General features: G+C 51.5%; 26 protein-coding genes. 9 read left to right on the forward strand and 17 right to left on the reverse strand.

Translation table 11 applies throughout. From position 1 onward, the window contains the following. Positions 1-230 precede the first annotated feature (230 nt). Together gss and N7268_RS01735 are read right to left on the reverse strand one after the other, a co-directional pair. Entirely contained in the window at positions 231-2,090 is a 1,860-nt protein-coding gene (gene gss, locus N7268_RS01730) for a bifunctional glutathionylspermidine amidase/synthase (protein ID WP_260861596.1), read from the reverse strand. 151 nt (positions 2,091-2,241) lie between these two features. Then, positions 2,242-4,530: an FdhF/YdeP family oxidoreductase gene (locus N7268_RS01735; protein ID WP_260861597.1), complete on the reverse strand. Its 2,289-nt coding sequence runs from the start codon at positions 4,528-4,530 to the stop codon at positions 2,242-2,244. 218 nt (positions 4,531-4,748) lie between these two features. On the opposite strand from N7268_RS01735, the gene yghU reads away from it, so the two are divergent. Continuing rightward, the gene (gene yghU / locus N7268_RS01740; RefSeq protein ID WP_260861598.1) at positions 4,749-5,615 is read left to right on the forward strand and encodes a glutathione-dependent disulfide-bond oxidoreductase; all 867 of its coding nucleotides are present in this window, start codon (positions 4,749-4,751) and stop codon (positions 5,613-5,615) included. A gap of 51 nt (positions 5,616-5,666) precedes the next feature. On the opposite strand, the gene hybG is transcribed toward yghU, so the two are convergent. The 11 genes from hybG to yghX all read right to left on the reverse strand — a co-directional run bounded on the left by hybG (position 5,667) and on the right by yghX (position 15,549). Next, entirely contained in the window at positions 5,667-5,915 is a 249-nt protein-coding gene (gene hybG / locus N7268_RS01745) for a hydrogenase maturation factor HybG (protein ID WP_260861599.1), read from the reverse strand. Positions 5,916-5,945: 30 nt separating this feature from the next. Then, positions 5,946-6,287, reverse strand: a complete 342-nt coding sequence (gene hypA / locus N7268_RS01750) for a hydrogenase maturation nickel metallochaperone HypA (RefSeq protein WP_198905799.1) — start codon at positions 6,285-6,287, stop codon at positions 5,946-5,948. Then, the gene (gene hybE, locus N7268_RS01755; RefSeq protein WP_260861600.1) at positions 6,280-6,771 is read right to left on the reverse strand and encodes a hydrogenase-2 assembly chaperone; all 492 of its coding nucleotides are present in this window, start codon (positions 6,769-6,771) and stop codon (positions 6,280-6,282) included. The genes hypA and hybE overlap by 8 nt, the downstream gene beginning before the upstream one ends. Further along, a complete protein-coding gene (locus N7268_RS01760) occupies positions 6,764-7,258 on the reverse strand; it encodes a HyaD/HybD family hydrogenase maturation endopeptidase (protein WP_260861601.1) in 495 nt (164 codons plus the stop codon). Before N7268_RS01760 ends, hybE begins: the two co-directional genes overlap by 8 nt. Then, positions 7,258-8,961 carry a hydrogenase 2 large subunit gene (hybC, locus tag N7268_RS01765; protein ID WP_260861602.1) on the reverse strand — a complete coding sequence of 568 codons (1,704 nt, stop codon included), beginning with the start codon at positions 8,959-8,961 and terminating at the stop codon, positions 7,258-7,260. Before hybC ends, N7268_RS01760 begins: the two co-directional genes overlap by 1 nt. Further along, positions 8,958-10,136: a Ni/Fe-hydrogenase cytochrome b subunit gene (gene hybB, locus N7268_RS01770; protein WP_198905795.1), complete on the reverse strand. Its 1,179-nt coding sequence runs from the start codon at positions 10,134-10,136 to the stop codon at positions 8,958-8,960. Before hybB ends, hybC begins: the two co-directional genes overlap by 4 nt. Beyond that, positions 10,126-11,112: a hydrogenase 2 operon protein HybA gene (gene hybA, locus N7268_RS01775; protein ID WP_260861603.1), complete on the reverse strand. Its 987-nt coding sequence runs from the start codon at positions 11,110-11,112 to the stop codon at positions 10,126-10,128. The genes hybB and hybA overlap by 11 nt, the downstream gene beginning before the upstream one ends. A 2-nt stretch (positions 11,113-11,114) precedes the next feature. After that, positions 11,115-12,233: a hydrogenase 2 small subunit gene (gene hybO / locus N7268_RS01780; RefSeq protein ID WP_198905792.1), complete on the reverse strand. Its 1,119-nt coding sequence runs from the start codon at positions 12,231-12,233 to the stop codon at positions 11,115-11,117. Between the two features lie 190 nt (positions 12,234-12,423). Beyond that, complete coding sequence (locus N7268_RS01785; protein WP_198905790.1) at positions 12,424-12,711, reverse strand: DUF2623 family protein; 288 nt, start codon at positions 12,709-12,711, stop codon at positions 12,424-12,426. A 95-nt stretch (positions 12,712-12,806) separates the two neighbouring features. After that, positions 12,807-14,447 (reverse strand): methyl-accepting chemotaxis protein, encoded by a 1,641-nt coding sequence (locus tag N7268_RS01790; protein WP_260861604.1) that lies wholly within the window; start codon positions 14,445-14,447, stop codon positions 12,807-12,809. A 214-nt stretch (positions 14,448-14,661) separates the two neighbouring features. Beyond that, positions 14,662-15,549, reverse strand: coding sequence for a YghX family hydrolase (yghX, locus tag N7268_RS01795; protein ID WP_260861605.1), 888 nt, complete (start codon positions 15,547-15,549; stop codon positions 14,662-14,664). 155 nt (positions 15,550-15,704) lie between these two features. Here yghX and N7268_RS01800 point away from each other — a divergent pair, with 155 nt between their 5' ends. Then, positions 15,705-16,745, forward strand: a complete 1,041-nt coding sequence (locus tag N7268_RS01800; protein ID WP_260861606.1) for an aldo/keto reductase — start codon at positions 15,705-15,707, stop codon at positions 16,743-16,745. A 64-nt stretch (positions 16,746-16,809) separates the two neighbouring features. Here N7268_RS01800 and N7268_RS01805 read toward each other — a convergent pair whose 3' ends face one another. Then, positions 16,810-17,313 carry an ESA_00282 family adhesion-associated protein gene (locus N7268_RS01805; protein ID WP_260861607.1) on the reverse strand — a complete coding sequence of 168 codons (504 nt, stop codon included), beginning with the start codon at positions 17,311-17,313 and terminating at the stop codon, positions 16,810-16,812. Between the two features lie 104 nt (positions 17,314-17,417). On the opposite strand from N7268_RS01805, the gene N7268_RS01810 reads away from it, so the two are divergent. Together N7268_RS01810 and N7268_RS01815 are read left to right on the forward strand one after the other, a co-directional pair. Beyond that, positions 17,418-17,822 carry a hypothetical protein gene (locus N7268_RS01810; protein ID WP_260861608.1) on the forward strand — a complete coding sequence of 135 codons (405 nt, stop codon included), beginning with the start codon at positions 17,418-17,420 and terminating at the stop codon, positions 17,820-17,822. 1 nt (position 17,823) lies between these two features. Continuing rightward, entirely contained in the window at positions 17,824-18,243 is a 420-nt protein-coding gene (locus N7268_RS01815) for a cytoplasmic protein (RefSeq protein ID WP_260861609.1), read from the forward strand. 64 nt (positions 18,244-18,307) lie between these two features. On the opposite strand, the gene exbD is transcribed toward N7268_RS01815, so the two are convergent. Continuing rightward, positions 18,308-18,733, reverse strand: a complete 426-nt coding sequence (gene exbD / locus N7268_RS01820; protein ID WP_198905783.1) for a TonB system transport protein ExbD — start codon at positions 18,731-18,733, stop codon at positions 18,308-18,310. Between the two features lie 6 nt (positions 18,734-18,739). Beyond that, complete coding sequence (gene exbB, locus N7268_RS01825) at positions 18,740-19,474, reverse strand: tol-pal system-associated acyl-CoA thioesterase (RefSeq protein WP_198905781.1); 735 nt, start codon at positions 19,472-19,474, stop codon at positions 18,740-18,742. A 250-nt stretch (positions 19,475-19,724) separates the two neighbouring features. Here exbB and metC point away from each other — a divergent pair, with 250 nt between their 5' ends. Further along, positions 19,725-20,912 carry a cystathionine beta-lyase gene (metC, locus tag N7268_RS01830; RefSeq protein WP_260861610.1) on the forward strand — a complete coding sequence of 396 codons (1,188 nt, stop codon included), beginning with the start codon at positions 19,725-19,727 and terminating at the stop codon, positions 20,910-20,912. A 131-nt stretch (positions 20,913-21,043) separates the two neighbouring features. Next, positions 21,044-21,703: a DedA family general envelope maintenance protein YghB gene (gene yghB / locus N7268_RS01835; RefSeq protein ID WP_260861611.1), complete on the forward strand. Its 660-nt coding sequence runs from the start codon at positions 21,044-21,046 to the stop codon at positions 21,701-21,703. 55 nt (positions 21,704-21,758) lie between these two features. Here yghB and N7268_RS01840 read toward each other — a convergent pair whose 3' ends face one another. Then, positions 21,759-22,658, reverse strand: coding sequence for an AraC family transcriptional regulator (locus N7268_RS01840; protein WP_260861612.1), 900 nt, complete (start codon positions 22,656-22,658; stop codon positions 21,759-21,761). Between the two features lie 193 nt (positions 22,659-22,851). Between N7268_RS01840 and yqhD the strand changes: the two genes are divergently transcribed. From yqhD to N7268_RS01855, 3 genes are all read left to right on the forward strand, one after another. Continuing rightward, positions 22,852-24,015 (forward strand): alcohol dehydrogenase, encoded by a 1,164-nt coding sequence (gene yqhD / locus N7268_RS01845; RefSeq protein ID WP_260861613.1) that lies wholly within the window; start codon positions 22,852-22,854, stop codon positions 24,013-24,015. Positions 24,016-24,119: 104 nt separating this feature from the next. After that, the gene (gene dkgA / locus N7268_RS01850; protein ID WP_260861614.1) at positions 24,120-24,947 is read left to right on the forward strand and encodes a 2,5-didehydrogluconate reductase DkgA; all 828 of its coding nucleotides are present in this window, start codon (positions 24,120-24,122) and stop codon (positions 24,945-24,947) included. Between the two features lie 162 nt (positions 24,948-25,109). Then, a complete protein-coding gene (locus tag N7268_RS01855) occupies positions 25,110-26,591 on the forward strand; it encodes a DASS family sodium-coupled anion symporter (protein ID WP_409929193.1) in 1,482 nt (493 codons plus the stop codon). Positions 26,592-26,650 lie beyond the last annotated feature (59 nt).

The raw sequence follows: 26,650 nt of genomic DNA on the forward strand, positions 1-26,650 counted from the left end.
GAGATAATACTTATAAGAATACAGAGAACACCATAAATTTTATTTTATATTAACAAATCACTCAGAAAGATATTCACTTAATACCGTCATATTACACGATAAATTAAAGCCATTTAATAGATATGTCGTGATGACTGATGGAGGAGCGTATCTTACCATCAAGACAGCTTACGGGAACTTATCTTTAAGCATCCCGTGATGATTTGCCACCATCACGGGAAACAGTAAGGTTATCCTTTCACTACGATCAGCGGTTCGATATCACTCTCTTTTTTAATGACCAGTGATTCATCCCCGCGCAGGCAGGTGCCACCATAATTCCCCCCGACAGTAAATGTGCAGACCTGAATATATTTTCCGGCGACCTGTGGCAGACACCAAAGTTGCTGATAAATATTTTTCTGTTCCGCAAATTTACCGCTGGTTTTATCCAGCAACTCTTCCTGATGACTGACTAAATCAATGTTGCTACCACAGCGTCCGGCAATAGGTTTAACGGCATAACCGGTTTGTGCCAGTTCTTCGTTAACCGTGAAATCGGTATCAAGCAGATAACGATGATGCGGGAACAGTTGCCACAGAATAGGCAGTATCGCCTTGTTACCCGGAATTACCGTCCACAGCGGTTCAAAGACCAGGACTTCCGGGCGCAGGAGTACATCTATCAGACGAACTTCCTGATGGGTATGACCGGTGCGAATCGGCACGGCGGCATATTCAGTTTCACTGACCTCACGAACCTGCTCAATCGCAGTTTCCCACGCCCAGGTTTTCCAGACACAGTTCACCAGCCGACCATCACCATCAATCAACTGACCCGCGTCATCCCAACGTAGCTCATCTAACCCCCGCAGAATTTTGCTTTCAAACCCAGCCTGATGCAGAGCCTGCTGCATAAATTGTGCGTGGTAGTTCTCCTCAATGTCCTTGTCCTGCATGATGTGTACGAAAGGACGCGCGCGACTGTGCTTCCAGGCGCCAGCCAGTTCGTTGATCAACCCTTCCGCTGGGTTATGTCCCTGCCCTCTGTAACCTTGCTCAGCCCATCGTTCAAGGATCAGTCCCGCTTCGGTATGGCACGATGCGGAATCGGCGTTGTACTCGTACACCTTAAGCCCACGCTCATCCATACAGAAATCCATACGACCGGTGATCATATGATGACGACGGCGCTGCCAGGAAAGACGCAGACGCGGCCAGAGGATTTTCGGGATATCAAACAGCGCCAGCAGGTTATCGTCTTTCAGCACTTTATCCGTGGCGTGCAGATACATCAGATGCAGTTCGTTGGTCGCTTTAATTAGCTCCTGTTCTGCTCTCTCTGTAATGGTGAAATACTGATGCGGATCCTGATTAATCACATGGCCATTCGCCAGCACGTACGCTTTTTGCAGCGGATCCTGCTCATCCAGCCATTTGCCATCAAACTGCCCTTTGTCTTCCAGGCGGGCACCCGAAATTTTCAGTGAGTCGTTGGCGATCTGCGGCTGCGGCAGGCTGTAACGGGTATCATCCGTCTGGATCATCCACCCCAGGATCGTGGTGTCATCAAAGGTGTCACGCAGCGTATAGCGCCCATTTTCAACCACCATCTCCAGCTCACGGGTCCACTGTTGCCCCGGAGGAAGCGGCGTGTGGAGCACGTTCTGTTCTGCAATACGGATTTTGTTTTCCAGAAGCTGAGTGACGACCGCGACGTGCCCGGTATCTTTGAACTCACCGCCTTTTTGCCAGATAAGCAGAGCGCCAGCTACCGGGGCGCGAGGAGAACCGTTGGGAAAGGCTTGTAACGACAGGATATTGTCGTTCACTACTTCTCGCAGGAAGCGCAAGGAGAAGATCTCCCAGGCCATGCCGACATCCGTGAACACCACACCGTAGTTAAGAAAGAGGAAGCGGCGCGCAAACTCTACGCACTGCCATTTGTGGCCCATATATTCGTCGTCGATATAGCTGCGAAACGCGGCATCATCGTCGTAGTCCCGTGGGTCGAGGGAGCTGTAATCTGAAGAGTAGATTGCTACGCCGCCTGGGGCGTAGCCCAATAATGTCCCGAATGGGGCATCCTGACTGGTCGTTCCTTTGCTCATGCACCTTACCTCAAAACAATACAGCCTGAGCAGCCTGGCGTGAATTTTCGCTCTGATTGCCTGCTCTGCGACACTAACCGGACAGAGGTCGACCTATCATACACCTCAACGCAGCGGCTGGCGCTCAGAGGCGAAAAATTCACAGCAGGAACTACGCTTTTGTCAGGGTGACCGGTACGCTTTTATATGCGGGGGTCAAACTTTCCGTGTCTACCGCATCGAGCGACAGCAGTACGTTGGCTTCCGGCAGGTACGCGCCGATTGATCCTGCCGCCATGTCGTAGATCACCACGGTGAGTCTGTGCATCGTGCGCTCAACACAAGGTTGACCGTGATCGTCCAGAGCCTGCACATTCACAATATCGCCCAGCTTCAGACCCCGCGCGGTGGCTTCCTCTTCACTTAAAAACACCACATCGCGTCGCCCGGTAATACCGCGATAACGATCGTTCATACCATAAATGGTCGTGTTGTACTGATCGTGACTGCGCAGCGTGGCCAGAATCAGCGCATCGGCTGGCTGGTTTTCCCGCTCAACCGCATATTGGTGGCTGACGATAAAGTTGGCTTTACCCTTCGCCGTTCGCCACTCACGCCGCGCTGCAGGCGTATCCATGCGAAATCCGCCTGGCTCGGCAATACGCGCATTGTAATGGTAAAATTCAGGAATAACGGCTTCGATGGCATCGCGGATCAGCGCATAGTCACCCGCGAATGCTTCCCAGTTGACCGGAGAATGGGGAAGCGTAGCCCGTGCCATTGAAGCCACAATAGCGGGTTCGGATTTTAACCCTCTGGAGGCCGGTTTCAGTCCTCCGCAGGAAGCATGTACCATTGACATTGAATCCTCGACGGTGACTGACTGAATACCGCTCGCCTGCACATCGAGTTCCGTTCTGCCCAACGCAGGCAGCAGATAGTTGTGTTTTGCCAGCAGTAAATGCGATCGGTTCAGCCTGGTCGCCACATGGACCTGCATATCCAGGTTTCTCATCGCCGCAAAGGTACGTTGTGGTTGTGGCATCGCCACCGCCAGGTTGCCCCCCATGCAAATTAACGCTTTCGCATCCCCCCGTTCTATAGCCCGAATGCTTTCCACGCTGGAGCGGCCATGTTTACGCGAAACCGTGATCGAAAAATGGGCTTCCAGGCGCTGCAGAAAATCTTCGGATGCCGCCTCGTTAATGCCCACGGAACGGTCGCCCTGCACGTTCGAATGACCACGCAGCGGGCAAATCCCTGCCCCCGGTTTGCCAATATTGCCTTTCAGCAACAGCAGGTTCACGAGCTGCTGGACATTCTCAGTCCCGTTCTTGTGCTGGGTAATCCCCAGACCATAGCAGATGATGGTGGCACGGGATTTGTTGTAACTGTGCGCAAGGTCTTCCATCTGGCTACGCGTCAGGCCAGCGTCCTGCTCCAACTCCGCCCAACTACACTGGCGTAAATCGTCATACAGTGCTGAATATCCCTCTGTATGTTCGTCGATAAACGCATGATCGAGACAGGGCTGCCGTCCCAGTAAAATCCGCGCCTCATCCATTTCGATCAGTGCTTTCATGATGCCTTTGAGCAGCGAGGCATCGCCGCCTATTTTGACCTGGTAATAATCGTTGCTGAGCTCTGTCGCCTGGCCGGTGAACATTTCTTTTGGGCTTTGGGGGAAGCTAAAACGCTCAAGTCCCCTTTCGGTCAGCGGATTGATGGAGATAATTTTGGCTCCGCGTTTGGCCACGTCACGCAATGTGGTGAGCATACGCGGATGGTTCGTCCCTGGGTTATGTCCGATACAAATCACCAGATCACAATGGTCAAAATCGTCGAGTTCAACGGTTCCTTTCCCCAGACCGATTGCTCGTGTCAGCCCTGCGCTGGTTGGACCGTGACACATGTTTGAACAATCAGGAAAGTTATTGCTTCCGTATTCGCGGGCAAACAGCTGGTACAGGAACGCGGCCTCATTTGAGGTTCTGCCAGAGGTATAAAACTCTACCTGCTCTGCGGAATCATAGCTGCGCAGACGCTCGCCAATCTCCTGAAACGCGGTATCCCATTCGACGGTCTGCCAGGTGTCCGTTACCGCATCGTATTTCATCGGATGCGTCAGCCGACCGATATTTTCCAGCGCATAATCGCTGTATTGCCATAGCGTTGAAACCGTGTGGCGGCTAAAAAACGCCGGCGAAGCTTTCTTGCTGGTTGTTTCCCAGGAAACCGCCTTTACACCGTTTTCGCAGAGCTCCATCGGCGCACGGTGGCCCGGATCCGGCCATGCGCAGCCTGGACAGTCGAACCCTTTCACCTGGTTCATTTTGAACATCGCGATAATATCGCGCGCGACCGCCTTTTGTGAAAACACCGAAGCAGTGACGGCTTTTACCGCGCCCCATCCCCCCGCCGGTCCCTGATAAGCGCTTACTCCTGGCACACCATTTTTCATTGTTACTGCTTATTTACCGCCAATTATTGATGGCGAGTACGGTAGCAATTTCTGTCTGACATTGATTTCCTCTTCACGGAGTACAGCCCGGATACAATGAATGGGTTAGATTTATCTTCCCCTTTCAGCACAAAGCGACATAAAGTCCCAATCTGTTAAATTGAGTTCTACCTAACTGCTACACTGCTTCAACACAACCACTCAGAAGGCAGGTCAACATGTCAGACAATACTTATCAGCCCGCGAAAGTCTGGACGTGGGAGAAATCAAACGGCGGCGCATTCGCTAACATCAACCGCCCTGTTTCCGGTGCCACACACGAGAAGACACTGCCGGTCGGCAAACATCCGCTGCAACTCTACTCGCTGGGTACGCCGAACGGTCAGAAAGTCACAATTATGCTGGAGGAGCTGCTGGCGCAGGGGGTGACGGGCGCGGAATATGATGCCTGGATTATTCGCATTGGCGATGGCGATCAGTTTTCCAGCGGCTTTGTTGAGGTGAACCCGAACTCCAAGATCCCGGCGCTGCGCGATCATTCGCAAAATCCGCCAGTTCGCGTGTTTGAATCTGGTGCCATCCTGCTCTATCTTGCGGAAAAATATGGCTATTTCCTGCCACAGGATTTAGCGAAACGGACAGAAACGCTGAACTGGTTATTCTGGCTTCAGGGCGCCGCACCGTTCCTCGGCGGCGGCTTTGGACATTTCTATAATTATGCGCCAGTCAAAATTGAGTACGCTATTAACCGCTTCACCATGGAAGCCAAGCGTTTACTCGACGTGCTGGATAAGCAGCTTGCAAAACATAAGTTTGTGGCTGGGGATGAGTACACCATTGCCGATATGGCTGTCTGGCCGTGGTTTGGCAATGTCGTGCTGGGCACGGTCTATGACGCGGCAGAATTCCTTGACGCAGGCAGCTACAAGCATGTCCAGCGCTGGGCAAAAGAGATTGCTGAACGCCCGGCCGTTAAGCGTGGACGGATCGTAAACCGGACTAACGGACCGCTGAACGAACAGCTTCATGAACGCCATGACGCCAGTGACTTCGACACAAATACCGAAGATAAGCGCCAGGGGTAACATGCAATGCCGGAGAGTCGCATAAGCGCACTCCGGCATTTTTAAGACGTGTCACGCGCTGGTGACGTCATACTCCATACGGCGTAGCGCGTCTAACGTGGCTTTAGCTTCATCTTCATCAATGATGCTCATGGCGAACCCTACGTGCACCAACACCCATTGCCCAACCAGCTCAGCAGGATCGCCTTCGCAAATCAGAGCAATATTCACATCGCGTTTGATGCCGCACACTTCAACCTGCGCAAGTTGGTGAATATCTTCACCGACGGCCAGAATCTGACCCGGGACTCCAATACACATATCTGACTCCGCCCCATAGCACTCTATGGGTTATTCGACTTCTATACTTTTCACTTTCAGTGAATCGCCAGTTTCAACGCGCAGACGATCGCCCTGACAACGTGGACATTGCGCGTCATGCTGGGTGATTTCCACAACTTGACTGCAATCCCAGCACCAGGCCTGGGCGGGTTTGTAATCAATGTGCAGTTCACATCCCTGCGCCACCGTATCCTGGCAGACGATGTCAAAACTGAAACGAACAGCGCTCTCTTCAACACAGGAGAGCGCCCCGATTTCCAGCCAAACGCCGGTAACACGTTTTACACCGTGCTGCTCTGCCTGCTGCTGAATAATCTCAACCGCGCTCTGGCAAAGAGACAGCTCATGCATTTTCACAACTCCGACGTCCCAACAGCAGCGCGCGACGCCCTGCCTGCTGAGGAGCGTTAGGATCGCTCACCGGTAGCGATAACAACATCCGCGCGCAATCGTCAGCCAGACGGACACCCTCTTGTGCCGACATACTGTGCGAAAGCGGTGACATCAGCGAACAGGAGAAGTATTGCGATACGTTATCCAGTTCGCCAACGGTAAATGTCATCTCGCCATACGGTAAACGCAGCCCGATTTTCTCGCTGACTTTACGTACGGGCCAGACCTGGTCTGGCCCCGGGAAAATCACTGCGCTGAGCATCCAGGGTGTGATAACGCATCCCGTCCACTGCCCTTCAAACAGCGTAAAATCTGAAACATACACCGGCATATTCGGATGCAAGAAAGAGAGATCGTGCATCGAACGTCGGGCAATTTCTTCAAACGCTGCCTGAACCTGCATTTTCGGGGCTGTCTGAAAGCCTGAAAACTCTTCAGACATGCGCAGTCTCCCTGGGTTTCGCTTCCACACCCGATTCGCGTAGCGCGGCAAGAACCTGCTCAAGCGCAGGTTCTATCATGGCTTCAATCGTCGGCGTTAGTCCAATATGCGGCTCCAGCGATTCCGGGATCACACCAACTAACGTCAGTTTTTTCGGAGACTCGCCGGTAAAACGCAGGGCCGACAAAACGTCGGCCAGGCCAAGCTGGTGCGGTGAGATTTTGTTGGTAAACAGCGCCGGAACCTCGTCATCCCGGAGGATCATCATGGTTCCTGGGGTGTTTTTTCTCGACACAATGGCGTCAGCAATGATCAGGTGATCTCTGTTCGCCATATCACCGAGAAGTTCCATCCCCGCTGTACCGCCATCCAGAACGTCAACATAGTCTGGCAGGATGTACCGTTGCTCTAATGCTTCAACGATACGTACCCCGATGGCTTCGTCGGTCAGCAAAATATTACCGACCCCTAACACTAATATCCGCATTACAGAACCTTAACTGAGACAACTTCGTTCCCGTCAACGTCCACCACATGCACTGCACATGACATACAAGGGTCGAAGGAGTGAATGGTACGTACCACTTCCAGCGGTTTATTTGGATCGGCGATCGGCGTTCCTACCAGTGAGCGCTCATACGGTCCCACTTCATCATTAAAGTTACGTGGGCCAGAGTTCCAGGTTGAAGGAACAACCGCCTGGTAGTTACTGATAATGCCGTCTTTAATGACCATCCAGTGAGAAAGCATCCCGCGTGGCGCTTCCAGGAAGCCGACACCTTTAAATTCGCCAGTTGCCGGAATATCCGGTTTCACGAAGGTGGTGTGGTCGCCTTTACCGATGTTAACAATCAGCGCATTGTACTGATCCTGCAGGACGTTCTGCAGTTCACAGCAGTGAACGGTACGACCAATAATACGGCCCAGCGTCGAATGCAGCTGCGCCACTTCGATGGTTTTACCGGTCAGCTTGGTGTAAATCGCAATGATTTCATTCAGCTTGGCGTGGGTAGACTCGCGTTTCGCAGCCAGTTTACACAGCATGTTAGCCAGCGGACCCACTTCGACAGTTTTGCCATAGAAGGTCGGCGCTTTAACCCAGGAGTATTTACCGTCATCTGACCAACCGGTGTAGTTAGCAACCGTTGTGCCTTCCCACGGAGCCTGCGGCGCTTCGTCTTTGTACCATGCGTGTTTCGCACTCTCCTGAATCCCTTTAATCAGGTATTCATCGGAATGAGAGTTGATCGGACGATAGGTCGACAGATCGGCATTGGTGATGTAGCCCCCCGGGAACAGGAAGCTGCCGTTTTTACCGTCAGTCGGGAATTCCGGCGCGCTCAGGTAGTTAACCGCACCCTGACCGCGTTCCAGCCACTCAGGATAGTATGCCGCAATAACGGCGGTATCTACCTTGTAAACCTGCTCAACGAAGTCGCTCAACTTATCGATAAAGGACTTGATGTACATCAGGCGTTCAAGGTTCAGTACGCCGAGACCGTCGAGATTAATTGGGTTCGCAACCCCACCCACCGCCAGGTTCTGAATGTGCGGTGATTTACCGCCCAACAGCGCCACAACGCGGTTTGCATCACGCTGGCATTCCAGCGCTTGCAGGTAGTGCGCGACCGCAATCAGGTTCACTTCCGGCGGCAGCTGCATTGCCGGGTGACCCCAGCAACCGTTGGCAAAAATACCTAACTGACCGCTGGCAACAAGGTCTTTAATCTTGTTCTGAACCTTAGTGAACTCTTCTGCGCTGTTCAGGTGCCAGGACGACACCCCATTCAGCATCGCAGAAGCTTTCGCCGGATCGGCTTTCAGTGCGGAGGTGATATCCACCCAGTCCAGCGCAGAAAGCTGATAGAAGTGCACGATATGGTCATGCGTCGTATGCGCTGCCAGAATGATGTTACGGATGTACTGTGCGTTCACGGGAACATCAATATTCAGCGCGCTTTCAGCTGCACGCACGGAAGAGATAGCGTGAGTCGTGGTGCAAACACCACAAATACGCTGCACAATCATCCACGCATCGCGCGGATCGCGATTTTTCACGATCTCTTCCATGCCGCGCCACATGGTACCGGACGCCCACGCTTTAGATACCACGCCATTTTCGATTTCGCAGTCGATGCGTAAATGGCCTTCAATACGGGTTACCGGATCAATAGTAATTCTCTGGCTCATGCTTTGCTCGCCTCATGACGATTTTGATCGTTTTGTTTTAAAGGAGGAAGTATCGGCAGTAGACGAATGAGTACGATGTATGCACAAATCTCAATAGCCACAAAACCAATAGAAATCAACAGTTCTTCCCAGGTCGGGAAGTAGTGGTAGCCACCACCAGGATTGAACGCAACCAGCGAATAAGACAGACGCCATGTCGCACAACCCAGCAATGCACTCAGCGCAGACAGGTACAACATACGCGAGTCATTGCGCAGCTTCGTGATACGCAGTACCACCAGCGGGAACACCATCAGCACGACTTCAATCCAGAACATCATGGAGTAAAGATCGCCTGCAAATGCGTATGACAGCTTGTCCCGATAAATCAGTTCACCGAAGCGCAGAACCACGAAAATCGCCAGCAGAACGCTAATCGTATTCGTCAGCTTGATGAACAAATGCTTCTCATCCGGACCGTTACCTTTCAGGCCAGCTTGTACCAGCGAGCCTTCAAAAATCACGATCGAGAAGCCCATGATAAAGGCAGTGAGTACCGAGAACAGCGGCAGCATTTCATAGGCCTGCCAGAGCGGATGCACCTTATAACCTGCAGAAATCATCAATGAACCCATTGAAGACTGGTGCATTGTTGGCAGCAGCGCGCCGAAGGCGATAATAAAGAACATCACTTTGTTCAGACGCTTAAGAGAGACTTTCCATCCCAGGCGTTCAAACAAGGCCGGAGCGAATTCCAGCGCCATGATGCCGATATAAATCGTCATACAGACCGCCGTTTCAAACAGTACCGAGTTCACGTTAAAGTGACCCGGAATGTAGAAATACGGCAGGTTCCAGTAACGACCTACGTCGATGGTGATCGACAGACCACCCAGCGAGTATCCAAACAGGCTCGCCAGCAATGCCGGACGCACGAGCGGATGGTATTGGCCTCGGTTGAAAACATAAACCGCCCACGCCAGCGCCCAGCCGCCACAGGCGAAACCGGTGCCGATCAGCAGGTCAAACGCGATCCATACACCCCATGGGAAACCGCCGTTCAGATCGGAGACTGAGCCCAATCCGAAGACCAGACGTTTCACGATCAGGATCATACACAGGACGATTAGCGGCCCAAAAATAATGACCGGTTTACTGACTATTTTTCCGCCCAGCGGTTTAGGATCATGACTCATGATCGTCTCCTCCGTCGTGATGGTCGTTTTTCATGTTACGACGAACCAGCACGGTTATGCCCGCCAGCGCAGCCAGGGGTAATATCATGCCCTTATACAGGGAATGTTGAACATGTTCGGAACGCGCACCGGTTGAAAGCTCAGCCAGTTTAGGCAGATCCAAATCCTCGTAAGGAACGCCGGTCAGCACCATTACCTGCGTACCGCCACCTTCCTTCTCACCGTACAGGTGCGGATAGTACTTCGGTACCGTATGCAGATAGGTATCGTTAGTCTGCAAGGTCTGGCGCGGATAGTGGTATTCGCTACCAGGCTTCAGTGCCAGACGTTTTTTCGCCTCAGCCATCAGCTCTTCACGGGTACCAAAAATCACTGCACCGGCAGGACAGACTTCAACACACCCAGGTAAACCGCCCTTATCCAGACGTTCAACACCTTTTTGGTTACACAGTTCACATTTGTGAAGCGCACCAAACGGGTTGTTGTAGTCATATTTCGGCACGTTGTACGGACAGGCAACCATGCAGTAGCGACAACCCGTACAGACATCTTTGTCATAGTGGACGATGCCGGTTTTCGGATCTTTTTTCAGTGCGGAGACCGGGCAAACGGAAACGCAGTTAGGATCGACGCAGTGCATACATTGCTTCTTAATGTATGCGTAGCCGTTCTCTTCCTGGTCTTTGTTAACGCCTGTTCCGCTACGCCACACCTGGATGATGTTATTGGTATACGGTGACAGTTTGTCGTTGTTTGACCAGGTCTGCTCACCTTCCGGGTTACGCGCCGGGAAGTTGATATCCTGACACTTCGTGACGCAGGCCTGGCAGCCTACGCACAGCGTTGAGTCATAGAGCATCCCCAGAGACCCTGGGATCGGCGGACGGTTTTCTGCAGCCGCATGGCTGACAGACGGCGCAGCGCCCAACAGCAATGCCCCGCTGGAGGCTGCTTTAATAAAGTTACGTCTGTTCACGGTTATTCTCCCCGTGAGTCAGCGTTATCTTTCTTTTGCTGACGCCCCAGTTCACGTACCGCCATCACACTGACGCCGGCAACCAGTCCTACTACGCCGCCCAGCAGCCCAATAGCCCCGGCAGAAACGTTGCCACCTTCTTTCATGTTGACATCCGGCTTCTCTGAACGCGGTGTCTGGTTTTCTACATGAGCGAGTTGGTGAATACCTTTGTGGAAACCGACGCCTTCTTCGTTACAGCCGTAGCAAGGGTGACCGATAGCCACTGGCCATACGCCGCCAACATCGCAGAACTGCAATGTCGAGCAGTTGCCGTAAGTTTCGGGTCCTTTACAGCCCAGATGGTAGAGGCACCAACCTTCACGGTGGCCTTCATCGCCAAATTCTTTAGCAAAGCGGCCAGCATCAAAGTGAGGGCGACGTTCGCAATGCTCGTGAATCAAGCGGCCATAGGCAAAGGTCGGACGATTTTTCGCATCCAGCTTAGGTGGCTTACCGTAGGTGATGATATGCGCGACCGTCGCGAGGAAGTTATGCGGGTTCGGCGGACAACCGGGGATATTGATGATGGTTTTGCCTGGCAGAACTTCTTGCAGGCCAACGGCACCCGTTGGGTTAACGCCTGCAGCAGCAACCCCACCCCATGCGGCACAAGAGCCGATAGCAATGATAGCTGCTGCACCTTCTGCCGCTCTACGGATGTGATCCACAATGGGCTCACCGGCAACCATGCAGTAAATACCATTATCTTTTAGTGGGATAGAACCATCTACCACCAAAACATACTGCCCTTTGTACTTCTCAAGAGCGTGATGTTTATTCTCTTCGACCTGATGGCCAAAGGCGGCGGAGAGCACCTCATGGTATTCCAGAGAGATCGTTTCCAGAACGAGGTTTTCCACTGTCGGGTGTGTCGCACGAAGCAGTGATTCAGTACAACCCGTACACTCCTGAGCACCGATCCAGATAACCGGCGGGCGCTGGGGATGGGAAACTGATTCTGCCATTTGAGCGGCGGCTTTGCTACTGAGCCCCATGGTAGCGGCCAGTGCTGCACAAAGCTTCATGAAATCACGGCGATTAATGCCGTTCGAATTGATGAGAGAATTATCTCCAGTCATTTTATTGTTATTCCGTTGCGAAGACCTGGCTTTTTATTTTGCACCATTCGCAAGTTGCTTATTGCGATCAGCGCGCCATTTACCACACTTTTTATATGGTTATGTGCATTATAATACGTCGGCAGGGCAACAAAACGAAGGTGTTAGGCCATAGTGTAATTAATTAAAGCAACGCAATACCCCTTTCGGATCAAGCTTCGAGCCGATAGCCGGCCATGAAAAACCGAATTGTTGTACTGGACTGGTTCTCTTTGAAGAAGTCCATCACCATCTCTTTATCCAGCCCGTAGCGGCGCGTCAAAATTCCTGCTTCCCACGCACTGAGCTGCCTGTCGCCCGTTTTTTCGAACATACGATGCGAGAATCCCAGAACAAAACCACGCTTGTAATCAGCACAAAAATTCGCTACTGAACGCGCGCTGTCCGCACTTGAAGCATTTAATCCGGCCATCAGGCCCTTGCCAAAATGGTTGTTCATGCTGAGTCTCCATTAGCCTTCAATCGCTATATAATAAATTATATAGCGATTTTTTAAGCAAAGACCAGCGGTATCACCGACTTTTTTACGCCAGATTAAAAGGCCACCCATTCGTCCGTTTTAGGTGTCGCAGGCGTTTTGCTTTCTTCTGAAGAGGAAGCGGTATGGGTTGAGGTGTATTGCACGTCATTTTCTGCAAGCCGGAACTGCTGTACAGCACGTTGCAGCTCTTCCGTTTGCCGCTCCAGCGCGACCGCCGCAGCGGAGACCTGTTCCACCAGCGCGGCGTTCTGTTGAGTCACGCTGTCCATTTGCGTAATGGCTACGCTCACTTGCGAGATGCCTTTGTTCTGTTCTTCAGAGGCAGAAGCGATTTGCTTCATAATGACCGTCACTTCGGTTGCGCCACGCAGAATGGCTTCCATCGTTAGTCCAGTCTCTTTGACCAGACGCGCCCCCTGATCGACACGGCGTACCGATTCGCCAATCAATGTCTCAATCTCTTTCGCCGCTCCGGCGCTGCGACTGGCGAGATTGCGCACTTCACCGGCAACCACCGCAAATCCACGCCCCTGTTCACCCGCCCTGGCGGCTTCGACGGCCGCGTTGAGCGCCAGAATGTTCGTCTGGAATGCGATGCTATTAATGACCGAGGTGATTTCTGCAATCTGTTTAGAGCTGGCCGCAATCCCGTCCATCGTATCGACCACCTGCGAAACCAGCGTGTTACCTTTACCTGCCGTTTCTGTCGCCGTGTCGGCAAGCTGGCTTGCCTCGCGCGCATTTTCAGCGTTCAGTTTTACCGTAGCGGTGAGCTGTTCCATGCTTGCCGCGGTCTCTTCCAGTGCCGCGGCCTGTTCTTCCGTGCGAGACGAGAGATCGTTATTGCCCGTAGAGATCTCCGTTGCGCCTCGCCAGATATTGTCGCTTCCCGCACGAATCGTACTCACGGCTTCACGCAGACTGTCCTGCATCGCACGCAGTAAAGGCACCAGTTGTCCCACACAGTTACGCCCAAGCTCTTCGATGGGATGGCTGAGATCACCCTGCGCAATCTGGCGGAATTGCTGGCGAATACGCGCTAACGGCTTCACCATCATTGAAACAAGGTAGCGATCGGTAAAGATAAGGATCGCAATCCCCAGGATAACAGCCGTAATAATTAAGGTCCGGATGATCGACGTTTTGCTGTCTACCATCATTCGCGTCGCGTCCAGTCTCTCGCCCGCTGTGGTATTAAACCGCTCGGCACTCGCACCAAATTCGCGACTCAACGCAGGTGTAACGGTACTGGCATGTTCCGACCACGCCGTGAGCGATCCCTGCTGAGCCATTTGCATTTGCGGGATCACGCCTTTGTCCAGCAGCGCTTGCCACTTCGCCAGTACTGCTGCTGCAACCTCAGGATCCATCGGCCCCGGAGAGAGTGTCTTCATCTCCTGGAGTTTTTTACTCATGTTATCCAGCGACTGTTGAGCCGGGGCAAAGTCTGGCGTACCCCCGCCAATTTTGACATCCACTGCACGACTTAAACGCGTCACGAAGCGAAAATACTGATCGTTCCCCTGACTGAGAACGGTCATCTGCTTAACGAGATGACGGTCAATATCATTTCCTTCTGATATGTTGGATAAAGCGTGAAGACTAAATAAACCCACTCCTGACCAGAGCAGACAAAAAAGCCCCAGTATTGCCAGCATGACAATACGGATAGTGAAGTTTTTCAGCAAATGCATAATCATTTCCTTGCCGTTGATGAGGAATTCGCCATCAGGCGAGACTTACCCTTGTTATCGGCAGGAAGCAGAGAAGATATAATGCGTTCTATATTTTTTTAGTTTTTTAAGTGCAATCCGCCCCCTTCAGGTCATATCAGTATGAATGCTAATGAAATCGGGTAGCATTATTATTCAGATAATTAATTCAATATATTAAATAATATATTGTTTTTTATCGCAAATATTTATCAAACCATGAAATAGTGCGTTTCCAGGCTAAATCAGCAGCCGCTTTATCATAACGAGGCGTTGAATCATTATGAAAGCCATGATTACCCCCAGGATAGATATACGCCTCAAAGACTTTTTTATTGGCCTTAAGCGCCGCTTCATAAGCCGGCCAGCCCTCATTAATACGCTCATCCAATGCTGCATAGTGCAATAATAAAGGCGCATTAATTTTAGGGACATCTGACGCGGGCACCTGACGGCCATAAAAAGGAACCGCACAAGCCAGTTCAGGGAAAGCGACAGCCGCGGCATTCGATACGCCGCCACCGTAGCAAAATCCGGTGATACCGACCTTTCCTGTCGCGGTTGGAAAACGCTGCATAAACTCAATCGCCGCAAAAAAGTCGTTCATCAGTTTTACGGGATCAACCTGCTGCTGCAACTCCCGGCCTTTATCATCATTCCCCGGATAACCACCAACCGAGCTTAATCCATCCGGTGCGAGAGCAATATACCCCGCCTTCGCTACCCGACGTGCAACATCCTCAATATACGGATTCAACCCGCGGTTTTCGTGTACGACAACCACGGCAGGTACTTTCCCTGTCACGTTCACGGGTTTCACCAGATAACCCCGCACATCGCCATGTCCCTCAGGTGATGGGTAAGTAATGTATTCAGCCAGAATATCAGGATCGGTAAATTCCACCTGAACCGCCTGGGCATAATTCGGTTTCAACATATTGAATAATGCCAGCGCCGTCATGCCGCCAACCGCATATTTCGCAGCAAGATTGAGGAACTCACGTTTCGATATTTTGCCGTGCGCGTAATAGTCATAGTAATCGAGTAATTCCTGCGGAAAATCTTTGGCGGTCAAACGCGGCATCGCTTCACTCCTGTTTGATGTTTTTTTAATCAAAGCACAGCGGCCTGTTTTTGCCCAGTTTTTCATCCCAGTGTGACCTGGTGAACGGGATATTCATCACCAACCCGCTAGAATAGAAACGTTGTTTCGAAATTCACCTGCACTAAGGAGATCTCATGGCCTGGTTTGCCAACCCTGAACGTTATGAGCACATGCTCTATCGCTACTGCGGTCGCAGCGGTTTACGTTTGCCCGCGCTGTCGCTGGGTTTATGGCACAGTTTTGGACACGTTCAAGCATTAGATTCACAGCGTGCCCTGCTGCGCAAAGCATTTGATTTGGGGATCACCCATTTTGATTTAGCCAATAACTACGGACCGCCTCCGGGCAGCGCAGAAGAGAATTTTGGCCGATTACTGCGCGAGGATTTTGCACAGTATCGTGACGAATTGATCATCTCCACCAAGGCAGGCTATGACATGTGGCCGGGCCCGTATGGTTCTGGCGGATCGCGTAAGTACCTGATCGCCAGCCTCGACCAGAGCCTGAAACGGATGGGGATTGATTACGTCGATATCTTCTATTCTCACCGCGTCGATGAAAACACGCCAATGGAAGAAACCGCCGCTGCGCTGGCTCATGCCGTACAAAGCGGCAAAGCGTTGTATGTCGGCATTTCGTCCTATTCACCTGAACGTACCCAACAAATGGCCGACCTGCTGCGGGAATGGAAAATCCCCCTGTTGATCCACCAACCCTCTTACAACCTGCTTAACCGCTGGGTAGACAGTAGCGGCCTGCTGGATACGCTGGAATCCAACGGCATGGGCTGTATTGCCTTCACGCCACTGGCTCAGGGTTTGCTGACGGGGAAATACCTCAATGGCATCCCGGAAGGTTCTCGCATGCAACGCGAAGGGAAAAAAGTCCGTGGGCTGACGGAGAATATGTTGTCAGAAGAGAATCTCAACAGCCTGCGTTTGCTTAATGAGATGGCGCAACAGCGTGGACAATCGATGGCGCAGATGGCGTTAAGCTGGTTACTGAAGGATAACCGGGTAACGTCAGTGTTGATTGGTGCCAGCCGCCCTGAGCAACTGGAAGAAAACGTTCAGGCATTGCACAACCTGACGTTCAGTGCCGAAGAACTGGCGCAGATCGATAAACACGTCGCCGATGGTCAGCTTAATCTGTGGCAGGCCTCATCAGACAAATAAACGTTATTCGGTAACATTGTGCCGGGGAGCGGCGTTGCCGCCCCGGCCAGAGTGAGATGAGACCTTAAACGTCTTGCGCCGTAATCTGTGGCCGCTGGTAATCCGGCCACACCAGGGCGACAAGTGTGGGATACGCTTCCAGACTGAACTCTCTGAAGCATTGGCGTAAATTGAGGACATCCAGATCGGCGTGTGGGACTTTCTCGCCGCTCAGACAGCGTTTTTTGATATTGTCGTAATACTTATAGACCGCAGAATTCAGATCGCTACAGCGCCGTTGCGCATCGAATAACCCTGGTGTTTCATTCAACTCCACCATTGTCATGCGCTTTATCGTCGAGTGGATAAAATCGATATATTCATGATTAACTCGCCAGTACCAAACCGGGGTGATCGAATTCATCAGGACTGCAAAATGATCTTCTCCCTCTTCTTTACTAAGCGTTTCAGATTGATTTACGGATGTACGGCTCTGCGCATTTTGGTTTTTATTTGCACTGCGCATCAGGAAAAGCACCCCGCCGGTAAGCAATAGCAGGGTAATAACAGAATAAAATATACTGTTCATGTACTGGCTCCATTTTTTTTGATTTTAAAATTACGCCATGCTATTGTCAACGCGACCTCTCTTATTAAAAACATCCCCTTACTGGCAGCAAAGGATATATCAACATGCTTCCCGAGCATCTTGTTCCCTCTCGTTTTCATTTATCCTCATCCCCGAATACAAATAATAACGCAGAAAATAGTGAAAATTTGACTCAGGGAAAGAAAGCGTTAAGCGATTATGAAGCTGATATTTTTATTAGCTCCACATCGACTGGCCAGCCGCGAAACATGTTATTCGATGAATGTGACCGTCATTTAAAAGAACGTCTTTTTTGTGCAGCAAAAATCGAATCCTTCGCTCGCTTGCTAAATACTCTGCAGGCGGAGGGGGACATTAACGCGCAAGAATTAAGTGAAATTTTGGCCCTGAAAACAGCGATGATAAATGAACAAGGCAATAAAATTTGGCTTAATTTAATTACGCGTGAATCGAATGCCCCCATTTTTTATTCTCTGGAACAGAAATAAAATGAAAGATGTTGAGGATAATAATGTTTATTTGGCTTTAGATAACCACAAAAGTGATGAATTTGTCTTAAAGCAAAATCTAGCCGTGTTAATCGCGAATAAAAACGCAACGCTGGAGAGCGTAGCCCAGGAAATGGGCTCAATACCCGCAGCGCTGGTGCGAATGAAATGGCAAAACCGCCGGGAAATCTATGCCCTGCAGGCGAAAGAAGAGATTTACGGAGCCGCTATAGAAGCCATCATGGCCCGACAACCAGAGTTACGTGACAAAATGATGGCCCGCCTGGAAAGTACGTACCAACATATACTCGCACGCGAAACGGCCACATTGCGCCTGACACGCAAGTTGTCTGAAGGGAGCTACGAAGCCACCAGAATCACCGCTGTCGCACTGGACGAGAACAGGCAGAGCAAGGAATAGCGAAGGGAAAAACAGCAGAAGTGAGAAGCCGGGTAAGGTGACAAGCACCACCCGGCAACGGCAATTATTTCGCTTTTACGACTTCTTCACCCACCAGTCCAATTTTCAGGAATCCAGCCTGGTGCAGCGAATCCATGACTTTCATCATCGTTTCATAGTCAACGGTCTTATCGGCACGGAAGAAGATAGTGGTATCTTTCTTCCCTTCCGTCAGCGCGTTTAATTCGCTGATCATGGTTTCATCTGTCACCTGATTGTTGCCAATAAACATAGAGTTATCAGCTTTAACTGACAGATAAACCGGTTTTTCCGGACGCGGTTGCGGTGTGCTGGTGGAGGCAGGGAGATTCACCTTCACATCCACGGTTGCCAACGGCGCAGCCACCATAAAGATAATCAATAAAACCAGCATGACGTCGATAAACGGCGTCACGTTGATTTCGTGCATTTCACCGTTATCGTCCAGGTTTTCATTAAAACTCATTGCCATGGAACATTATCCTACACGTAATTTCTGCGCAGCGCGTACCGGATGCGCAGCAGCACTTGCGCTCAGGTCCAGATCACGGCTTTGCAGCAACAGCACCTGCGCCGCGACATCGCCCAGCATCGCTTTATAGCTACCAATCTGACGTGCGAAAATGTTGTAAATGACAACTGCAGGAATTGCCGCAACCAGACCAATCGCAGTCGCTAACAGCGCTTCTGCAATACCCGGTGCCACAACGGCCAGGTTAGTCGTTTGCGTTTGAGCAATACCGATGAAGCTATTCATGATGCCCCATACCGTACCGAACAGCCCAACAAAAGGAGAGATTGCCCCAATTGTCGCCAGGTAGCCATTACCACGCCCCATCTGACGCCCCACGGCGGCAACACGACGCTCCAGACGGAATCCGGTACGCTCTTTAATCCCTTCGTTATCATCACTGCCTTCAGACAGTTCCAGTTCGTTCTGCGCTTCGTTAATCAACAACGCGCCCAGGCTTTTGCCATCGAATCCAGCGGCAATCTCACTTGCCATTTCTAAAGAGCGGGCATCAGCCAGCATTTGCTGTTCACGCTTAAGGCGGCGCTTCTGGGTAAAGAACTCAAGGCTCTTACTAAAGAAGATCGCCCAGGTGACCACTGACGCCAAAATCAGCCCAATCATCACGCACTTAACCACGATATCGGCGTGCTGATACATACCCCAGACGGAAAGATCCGTCTGCATCAAATTATTACCCACTCTGTATCTCCAGGACGCAAATCACAAAATCTGAGCGTAATCATATCAAAACGACGTCGAATTGATAGTCGTTCTCATTACTATTTACATAGTGCCGCACCTTTGGTTTCTTTTCCTTGCGCTTACGCAGTAAAAAAGTCACCAGAATCATTTTGAGATTATTTTCTTCTTTATGGCGATTCTGCAGGATGCATCCTCCTGGATTCATGGTAGTTTAGACATCCAGACGTATAAAAACAGGTAATACAACATGGCAGACAAGCATCTTGAGACCAAACTCGTTCACGCAGGACGCAGTAAAAAGTACACGCTGGGCTCCGTTAACAGTGTGATCCAACGCGCTTCTTCACTGGTATTTGAATCCGTGGAGGCCAAAAAGCAGGCCACGCATAACCGCGCGAACGGCGCGCTCTTCTATGGTCGTCGCGGAACGCTTACCCATTTCTCACTCCAGGAAGCCATGTGCGAACTGGAAGGCGGTGCGGGTTGTGCCCTTTTTCCCTGTGGCGCGGCCGCCGTTGCCAACACGATTCTGGCTTTTGTTGAACACGGCGATCATGTCTTGATGACGAACACCGCCTATGAACCCAGTCAGGATTTCTGCACAAAAATTCTTGGCAAGCTTGGCGTGAGCACGGGCTGGTTCGATCCCTTGGTTGGCGCCGATATAGTGAAATATATCCAACCGAACACTAAAGTGGTTTTTCTGGAATCACCTGGCTCCATCACCATGGAAGTACATGATGTGCCTGCAATTGTGTCTGCCGTAAGAAGCGTGGCGCCTGATGCCATCATCATGATTGATAACACCTGGGCTGCCGGCGTACTGTTCAAAGCATTGGATTTTGATATCGACATTTCTATCCAGGCGGGCACCAAATACCTGATTGGTCATTCCGATGGCATGGTAGGTACGGCGGTCGCCAATGCGCGTTGCTGGGATCAATTGCGTGAGAACGCTTATCTGATGGGGCAAATGCTGGACGCAGATACCGCTTACATGACCAGTCGCGGCTTACGCACGTTGAGTGTTCGCTTGCGTCAGCATCATGAAAGTAGCCTGCAAGTGGCTGAGTGGCTGGCAAACCATCCACAGGTCGCCCGCGTGAATCACCCTGCGCTCCCCGGCAGTAAAGGCCACGAATTCTGGAAACGCGATTTTACCGGCAGCAGCGGCCTGTTCTCGTTTGTACTGAATAAGAAGCTGAACCATGAGGAACTGGCGGCTTATCTGGATCACTTTAGCCTGTTCAGCATGGCCTATTCCTGGGGCGGTTTTGAATCACTGATTCTGGCAAACCAACCTGAACACATCGCAGCCATCCGCCCGGAAGGTGAGGTGGATTTCAGCGGAACGCTCATTCGTCTGCACATTGGTTTAGAGAATGTTGACGATCTGATTGCGGATTTAGCCGCAGGATTCTCGCGAATCGAGTAATATTGCTGCAGGTGGACATATATGCAGACACTTCTGGTGGAAAAGTCTGCAATTGTTGCGTCCGGGATCAAGGCATCCCGGACAATTCAGGAGTACAATCGCCACATAAACGCTGTTCCACAGGAAAGTCCATGGTAGTCATTCAAGATATAATCTCCGCGCTCTGGCAGCATGATTTTGCCGCGCTGGCGGATCCGCATGTTGTAAGCGTTGTGTACTTTGTGATGTTTGCCACACTGTTTTTAGAAAATGGCCTGCTGCCCGCCTCCTTTTTACCCGGAGACAGCCTGCTATTACTGGCAGGAGCACTGATCGCGCAGGACGTAATGAGCTTTTTACCTACCATCGCTATTCTGACGGCCGCAGCCAGCCTGGGCTGTTGGTTGAGCTACATTCAGGGACGCTGGCTGGGCAACACACGTACGGTGAAGGGCTGGCTGGCGCAATTACCCGAGAAATACCATCAGCGTGCGACCTGTATGTTTGACCAACATGGTCTGGTGGCGCTACTCGCCGGGCGTTTCCTGGCATTTGTACGCACCCTGCTGCCGACCATGGCGGGGATCTCAGGTCTGCCTAACCGTCGCTTCCAGTTTTTTAACTGGCTGAGCGGACTGCTGTGGGTCACGGTGGTCACCAGCTTTGGCTACGCGCTTAGCATGATCCCATTCGTTAAACGTCATGAAGATCAGGTCATGACTTTTTTGATGATCCTGCCACTTGCCCTGTTAACCGCAGGCCTGCTGGGAACCTTATTCGTGGTGATTAAAAAAAAATGCTGTAGTGCCTGAGCCACAGCGTTTACAGGCCGGATAAAGCGCCACAGCGTCGCCATCCGGCCCGCATTTAACTCCCCTGCATCGTCCGAATTCTTGCCGCATCCTCCCCTGGCGTCACGCCAAAGTAACGCTTGAACTCACGACTGAATTGCGAAGCGCTCTCGTAGCCGACCCGCATTGCCGCCGCACTGGCCTTCATGCCGTCGTGAATCATCATCATCCGCGCCTTATGCAGGCGATAGCTCTTCAGATACTGCAGCGGCGAGGTACTGGTCACCGATTTGAAATTATGATGAAACGCCGACACGCTCATATTGGCTTCCGCCGCCAGTTGCTCGACGCTGAGGTTCTCGGTGTACTTGTTTTCAATTCGCTTTAACACGCGGCTGATCAAACTGAAATGCGTCTGGCGACTGACCAATGCCAGCAATGCGCCGCCGCGCGGGCCGGTCAGGACGTGATAAAGGATCTCGCGGATAATCTGTTTACCCAGAATACGCGCATCCAGCGGCCGCTCCATCACATCCAGTAAACGTTCCGCAGCACAAAGAATTTCGTCCGAAAGCGTGGCAGAGTTGATCCCGCTCGCCGCCATTGAAGGTTGAAACAACTCATCCTCACCAATGTCCATCAGTAGCTCCTGCAGTTGCAGGATATCGACATTCAATCGGATCCCGGCCAGGGGAATCTCCGGTGTCGCATAGGTTTCACATTCAAAGGGTAAAGGTACGGTCAGTAGCAGATATTCATTGGCGTCATAACGAAATATGCGTTCATTGATGTAACCAATTTTATGCCCCGAGAAGAGAAATATGATGCCGGGCTGATACATCACCGGCGTACGTAAACCCGGCTCAACGCCATACAGCAAGCGAACATCAGGCAGTAACTCACTGAGTTTATTTTCATTATTTTTCAGCTTCTTAACTTTATCCGTCAGCAGGAGACAGATCTCATCACGGTTCATAGAGCACCATTTCATCATCGGTTTTCGACACTGATATAGTGCGCACTTTTATCCGTTTTCTCCAGTGGTCTGTAGAAATGGGCAAGACATTGGCAGAAATGAGCATTGAGAGGAGCGCCGCTGACGACCACAATATTCTCCATCAGGCAGACACTCGACTGCCCTCTTTCTTACCCACATAAGGGAACGAGCAATGAACAACTTTAATCTACATACTCCTACTCGCATTTTGTTCGGTAAAGGCGCCATTGCAGAACTGCGCGGTCAAATCCCTCAGGATGCTCGCGTGTTAGTCACCTATGGTGGCGGCAGTGTGAAAAAAACCGGTGTTCTGGCGCAGGTACAAGACGCCCTGAAAGGGCTGGACGTCCTGGAGTTTGGCGGCATTGAACCCAACCCGTCTTATGAAACGCTGATGAATGCAGTAAAAATAGTACGTGAAGAGAAAGTGACGTTCCTGCTGGCAGTCGGCGGCGGCTCTGTACTGGATGGCACCAAATTCATCGCGGCAGCAGCGCATTACGCTGACGGCGTCGATCCGTGGCGCATTCTGGAAACCCACGGTAATGATGTCAAAAGCGCCGTACCTATGGGCTCCGTGCTGACGCTGCCGGCAACCGGTTCAGAATCTAACTCCGGCGCGGTGATCTCCCGCAAAACCACGGGCGACAAACTGGCCTTTATGACCCCGTTCGTACAGCCGGTATTTGCCGTGCTGGATCCGGTTTATACCTATACGCTACCGCCACGCCAGGTCGCTAACGGTGTTGTCGATGCATTCGTCCACACCGTTGAACAGTATGTCACTTACCCGGTTGACGCGAAAATTCAGGATCGCTTTGCCGAAGGCATTCTGCTGACACTGATTGAAGAAGGTCCGAAAGCCCTGCAGGAACCGGAAAACTATAATGTTCGTGCCAACGTCATGTGGGCGGCAACGCAGGCACTGAATGGTTTGATCGGCGCGGGCGTACCGCAGGACTGGGCAACCCATATGCTGGGTCACGAGCTGACCGCGATGCACGGTCTTGATCACGCGCAAACACTGGCTATCGTCCTGCCGGCTCTGTGGAATGAAAAACGCGACACCAAACGTGCCAAATTACTGCAATACGCAGAGCGTATCTGGAACATTACCGAAGGTGATGATGACCAGCGTATCGACGCCGCTATTGCCGCGACACGTCATTTCTTCGAGCAAATGGGCGTACCAACCCGTCTGTCAGATTACGGTCTGGACGGTAGCTCTATTCCTGCGTTGCTGGAAAAACTGGACGCACACGGTTGTACGAAACTGGGCGAACATCAGGACATTACGCTGGATGTCAGCCGCCGTATTTACGAAGCAGCGCGCTAAGCTTTTTTCGCCTCTGACTTTCGTTTTTGGGCATTTAGTCCAGACTTAAGTCACACAAACCTCACCGGAGCATGCTCCGGTGAGTTCATATAAAGGAGGAACGCATGGCTAATCCAACCGTTATCAAGCTACAGGATGGTAACGTAATGCCCCAACTGGGTTTGGGTGTCTGGAAGGCAAGCAACGAGGAAGTTATCTCCGCCATTCATAAAGCGCTGGAGGTCGGGTATCGCTCTATCGATACCGCTGCGGCGTACAAGAATGAAGAAGGTGTCGGGAAAGCGCTAAAAAATGCAGGTGTAGCCCGGGAAGAGTTGTTCATTACGACCAAACTGTGGAATGACGATCAGAAACGTCCCCGTGAAGCCCTGCTGGAAAGCATGGAGAAACTCCAACTCGATTACCTCGACCTTTACCTGATGCACTGGCCTGTTCCGGCTATCGACCATTACGTTGAAGCATGGGAAAACATGATTGACCTGCAAAAACAGGGACTGATCAAAAGCATCGGCGTGTGCAACTTTCAAATCAATCACCTCCAGCGCCTGATGGATGAAACAGGCGTCGCACCGGTCATTAACCAGATAGAGCTGCATCCCCTCCTGCAGCAACGTCAACTTCATGCCTGGAACGCAACACATAAGATTCAGACCGAATCCTGGAGCCCACTGGCGCAAGGCGGGAAAGACGTCTTTGACCAAAAGATCATTCGCGACCTCGCCGATAAGTACGGAAAATCACCGGCACAAATTGTCATCCGCTGGCATCTGGATAACGGTTTAGTGGTTATTCCGAAATCGGTAACCCCTTCCCGCATTGCTGAAAACTTTGATGTCTGGGATTTCCGTCTGGACAAAGATGAGTTAGGTGAAATTGCCAAACTCGATCAAGGGAAACGTCTGGGACCAGACCCGGATCAGTTCGGCGGTTAATCCTCCTCACTTCAGCCCGGCATTCTGCCGGGCTTTTTCATATCTTGAAACATTAAGAAACAATAAACGCCTATTTACATGTGTATTTCTGACAAGCACAAGCGCAGCATTACCCACATATAACCACCTAATTATTAATGGTTATTATACTTAAAAATACACATATTCATTTTTTGTAGGTGTCAAACCGTGGCGAAAAATAAACCTAATGGAGTCAGTTGGCTCCCATTGATTCTTATAATATTAATCTCTTTCGGTCTATGGCAACTTACCCCACCAACGGGATTAAGTGCACCAGCATGGCATTCGGCGATCATCTTTGTCGCCACTATCGCCGCTATTGTGGCAAAAGTACTGCCCATCGGCGCTGTCGGTATTATTGGTATTACTGTATTTGCACTCGTCTATGCCGCCGGGGATAAAACCGCCAGCGGCGCGATTACCACCGCGCTGAGCGAGCTGAACAGCTCTTTGATCTGGCTTATCGTCGTCGCCTTTATGATCGCCCGCGGGTTTATCAAAACCGGCCTTGGTCGGCGTATTGCGCTGCAGATGATCCGCCTGCTTGGCAAACGTACTCTGGGGCTCGCCTACGGCCTGGCGTTTGCGGATCTGATCCTCTCTCCCGCCATGCCAAGTAACACGGCGCGCTGCGGCGGTGTCATCTACCCGATTGCCGACTCGCTGGCGCGTAGTTTTCATTCGAACCCGGAAGATGAGTCTCGCAGCAAAATCGGTACCTTCCTCATTACCTGTATTGGTAACGTCAATGACGTGACCGCAGCCCTCTTTATGACCGGCTATACCGGTAACCTTCTGGCGGTAAAACTGGCGGCCAACGCAGGCGTCACACTGACATGGGGAAGCTGGTTTATGGCGGCGTTGCTGCCTTGCCTGGTTTCATTGCTCCTGGTACCGCTGTTGGTGTACTGGTTGGTACGCCCGGAAATCAAACACACGCCGGATGCGCCTAACCTGGCCCGTAAAGAGCTGGCGGAAATGGGCCGTATGTCACGCGGCGAATGGATGATGCTGGCGACCGTCGGTGTCCTGCTGGTGCTGTGGATTTTTGGCGATACGTTAGGCGTAGATGCCACTACCGCCTCATTTGTTGGATTGTCCATTTTATTGCTTAGCGGCGTATTAAGCTGGGAAGACGTCAAAAGCGAAAAAGGGGCATGGGACACACTGATTTGGTTTGCCGCGCTGCTGATGATGGCGAACCAGTTGAAGAAACTGGGTTTTACCACCTGGTTTGGCAATCTGATTGGCGATAGCCTAAGCAGCACCATGCACGGTACCAGCTGGGTGATCGTTCTGCTGCTGCTTAACGCTGCGTACTTCTATACCCACTACTTTTTTGCCAGTGGAAATGCGCAGATTGCCGCACTGTACGCCGTGTTCCTGGGCGTCGGTCTGCATCTGAATATCCCGGCAGTTCCCACGGCGTTAATGCTGGCCTTCACCAGCAGCCTGTACTGCTCTCTCACACAGTACACTCATGCGCGCGGCCCCATTCTGTTTGGCGCAGGATACGTGCCAACGGGCGTCTGGTGGCGAACGGGATTTATTATCAGCTTGTTTAACCAGGCGGTCTTTATCACCGTGGGTTTGATGTGGTGGAAGGTGTTGGGTCTGTACTAAGCTCAACAAACTTGCCGGATGGCGGCTCTCAGGCCGCCATCCTTAGCATTCACGCGGGT

The sequence above is a fragment of the Citrobacter sp. Marseille-Q6884 genome (assembly GCF_945906775.1).
Classification (GTDB): domain Bacteria; phylum Pseudomonadota; class Gammaproteobacteria; order Enterobacterales; family Enterobacteriaceae; genus Citrobacter.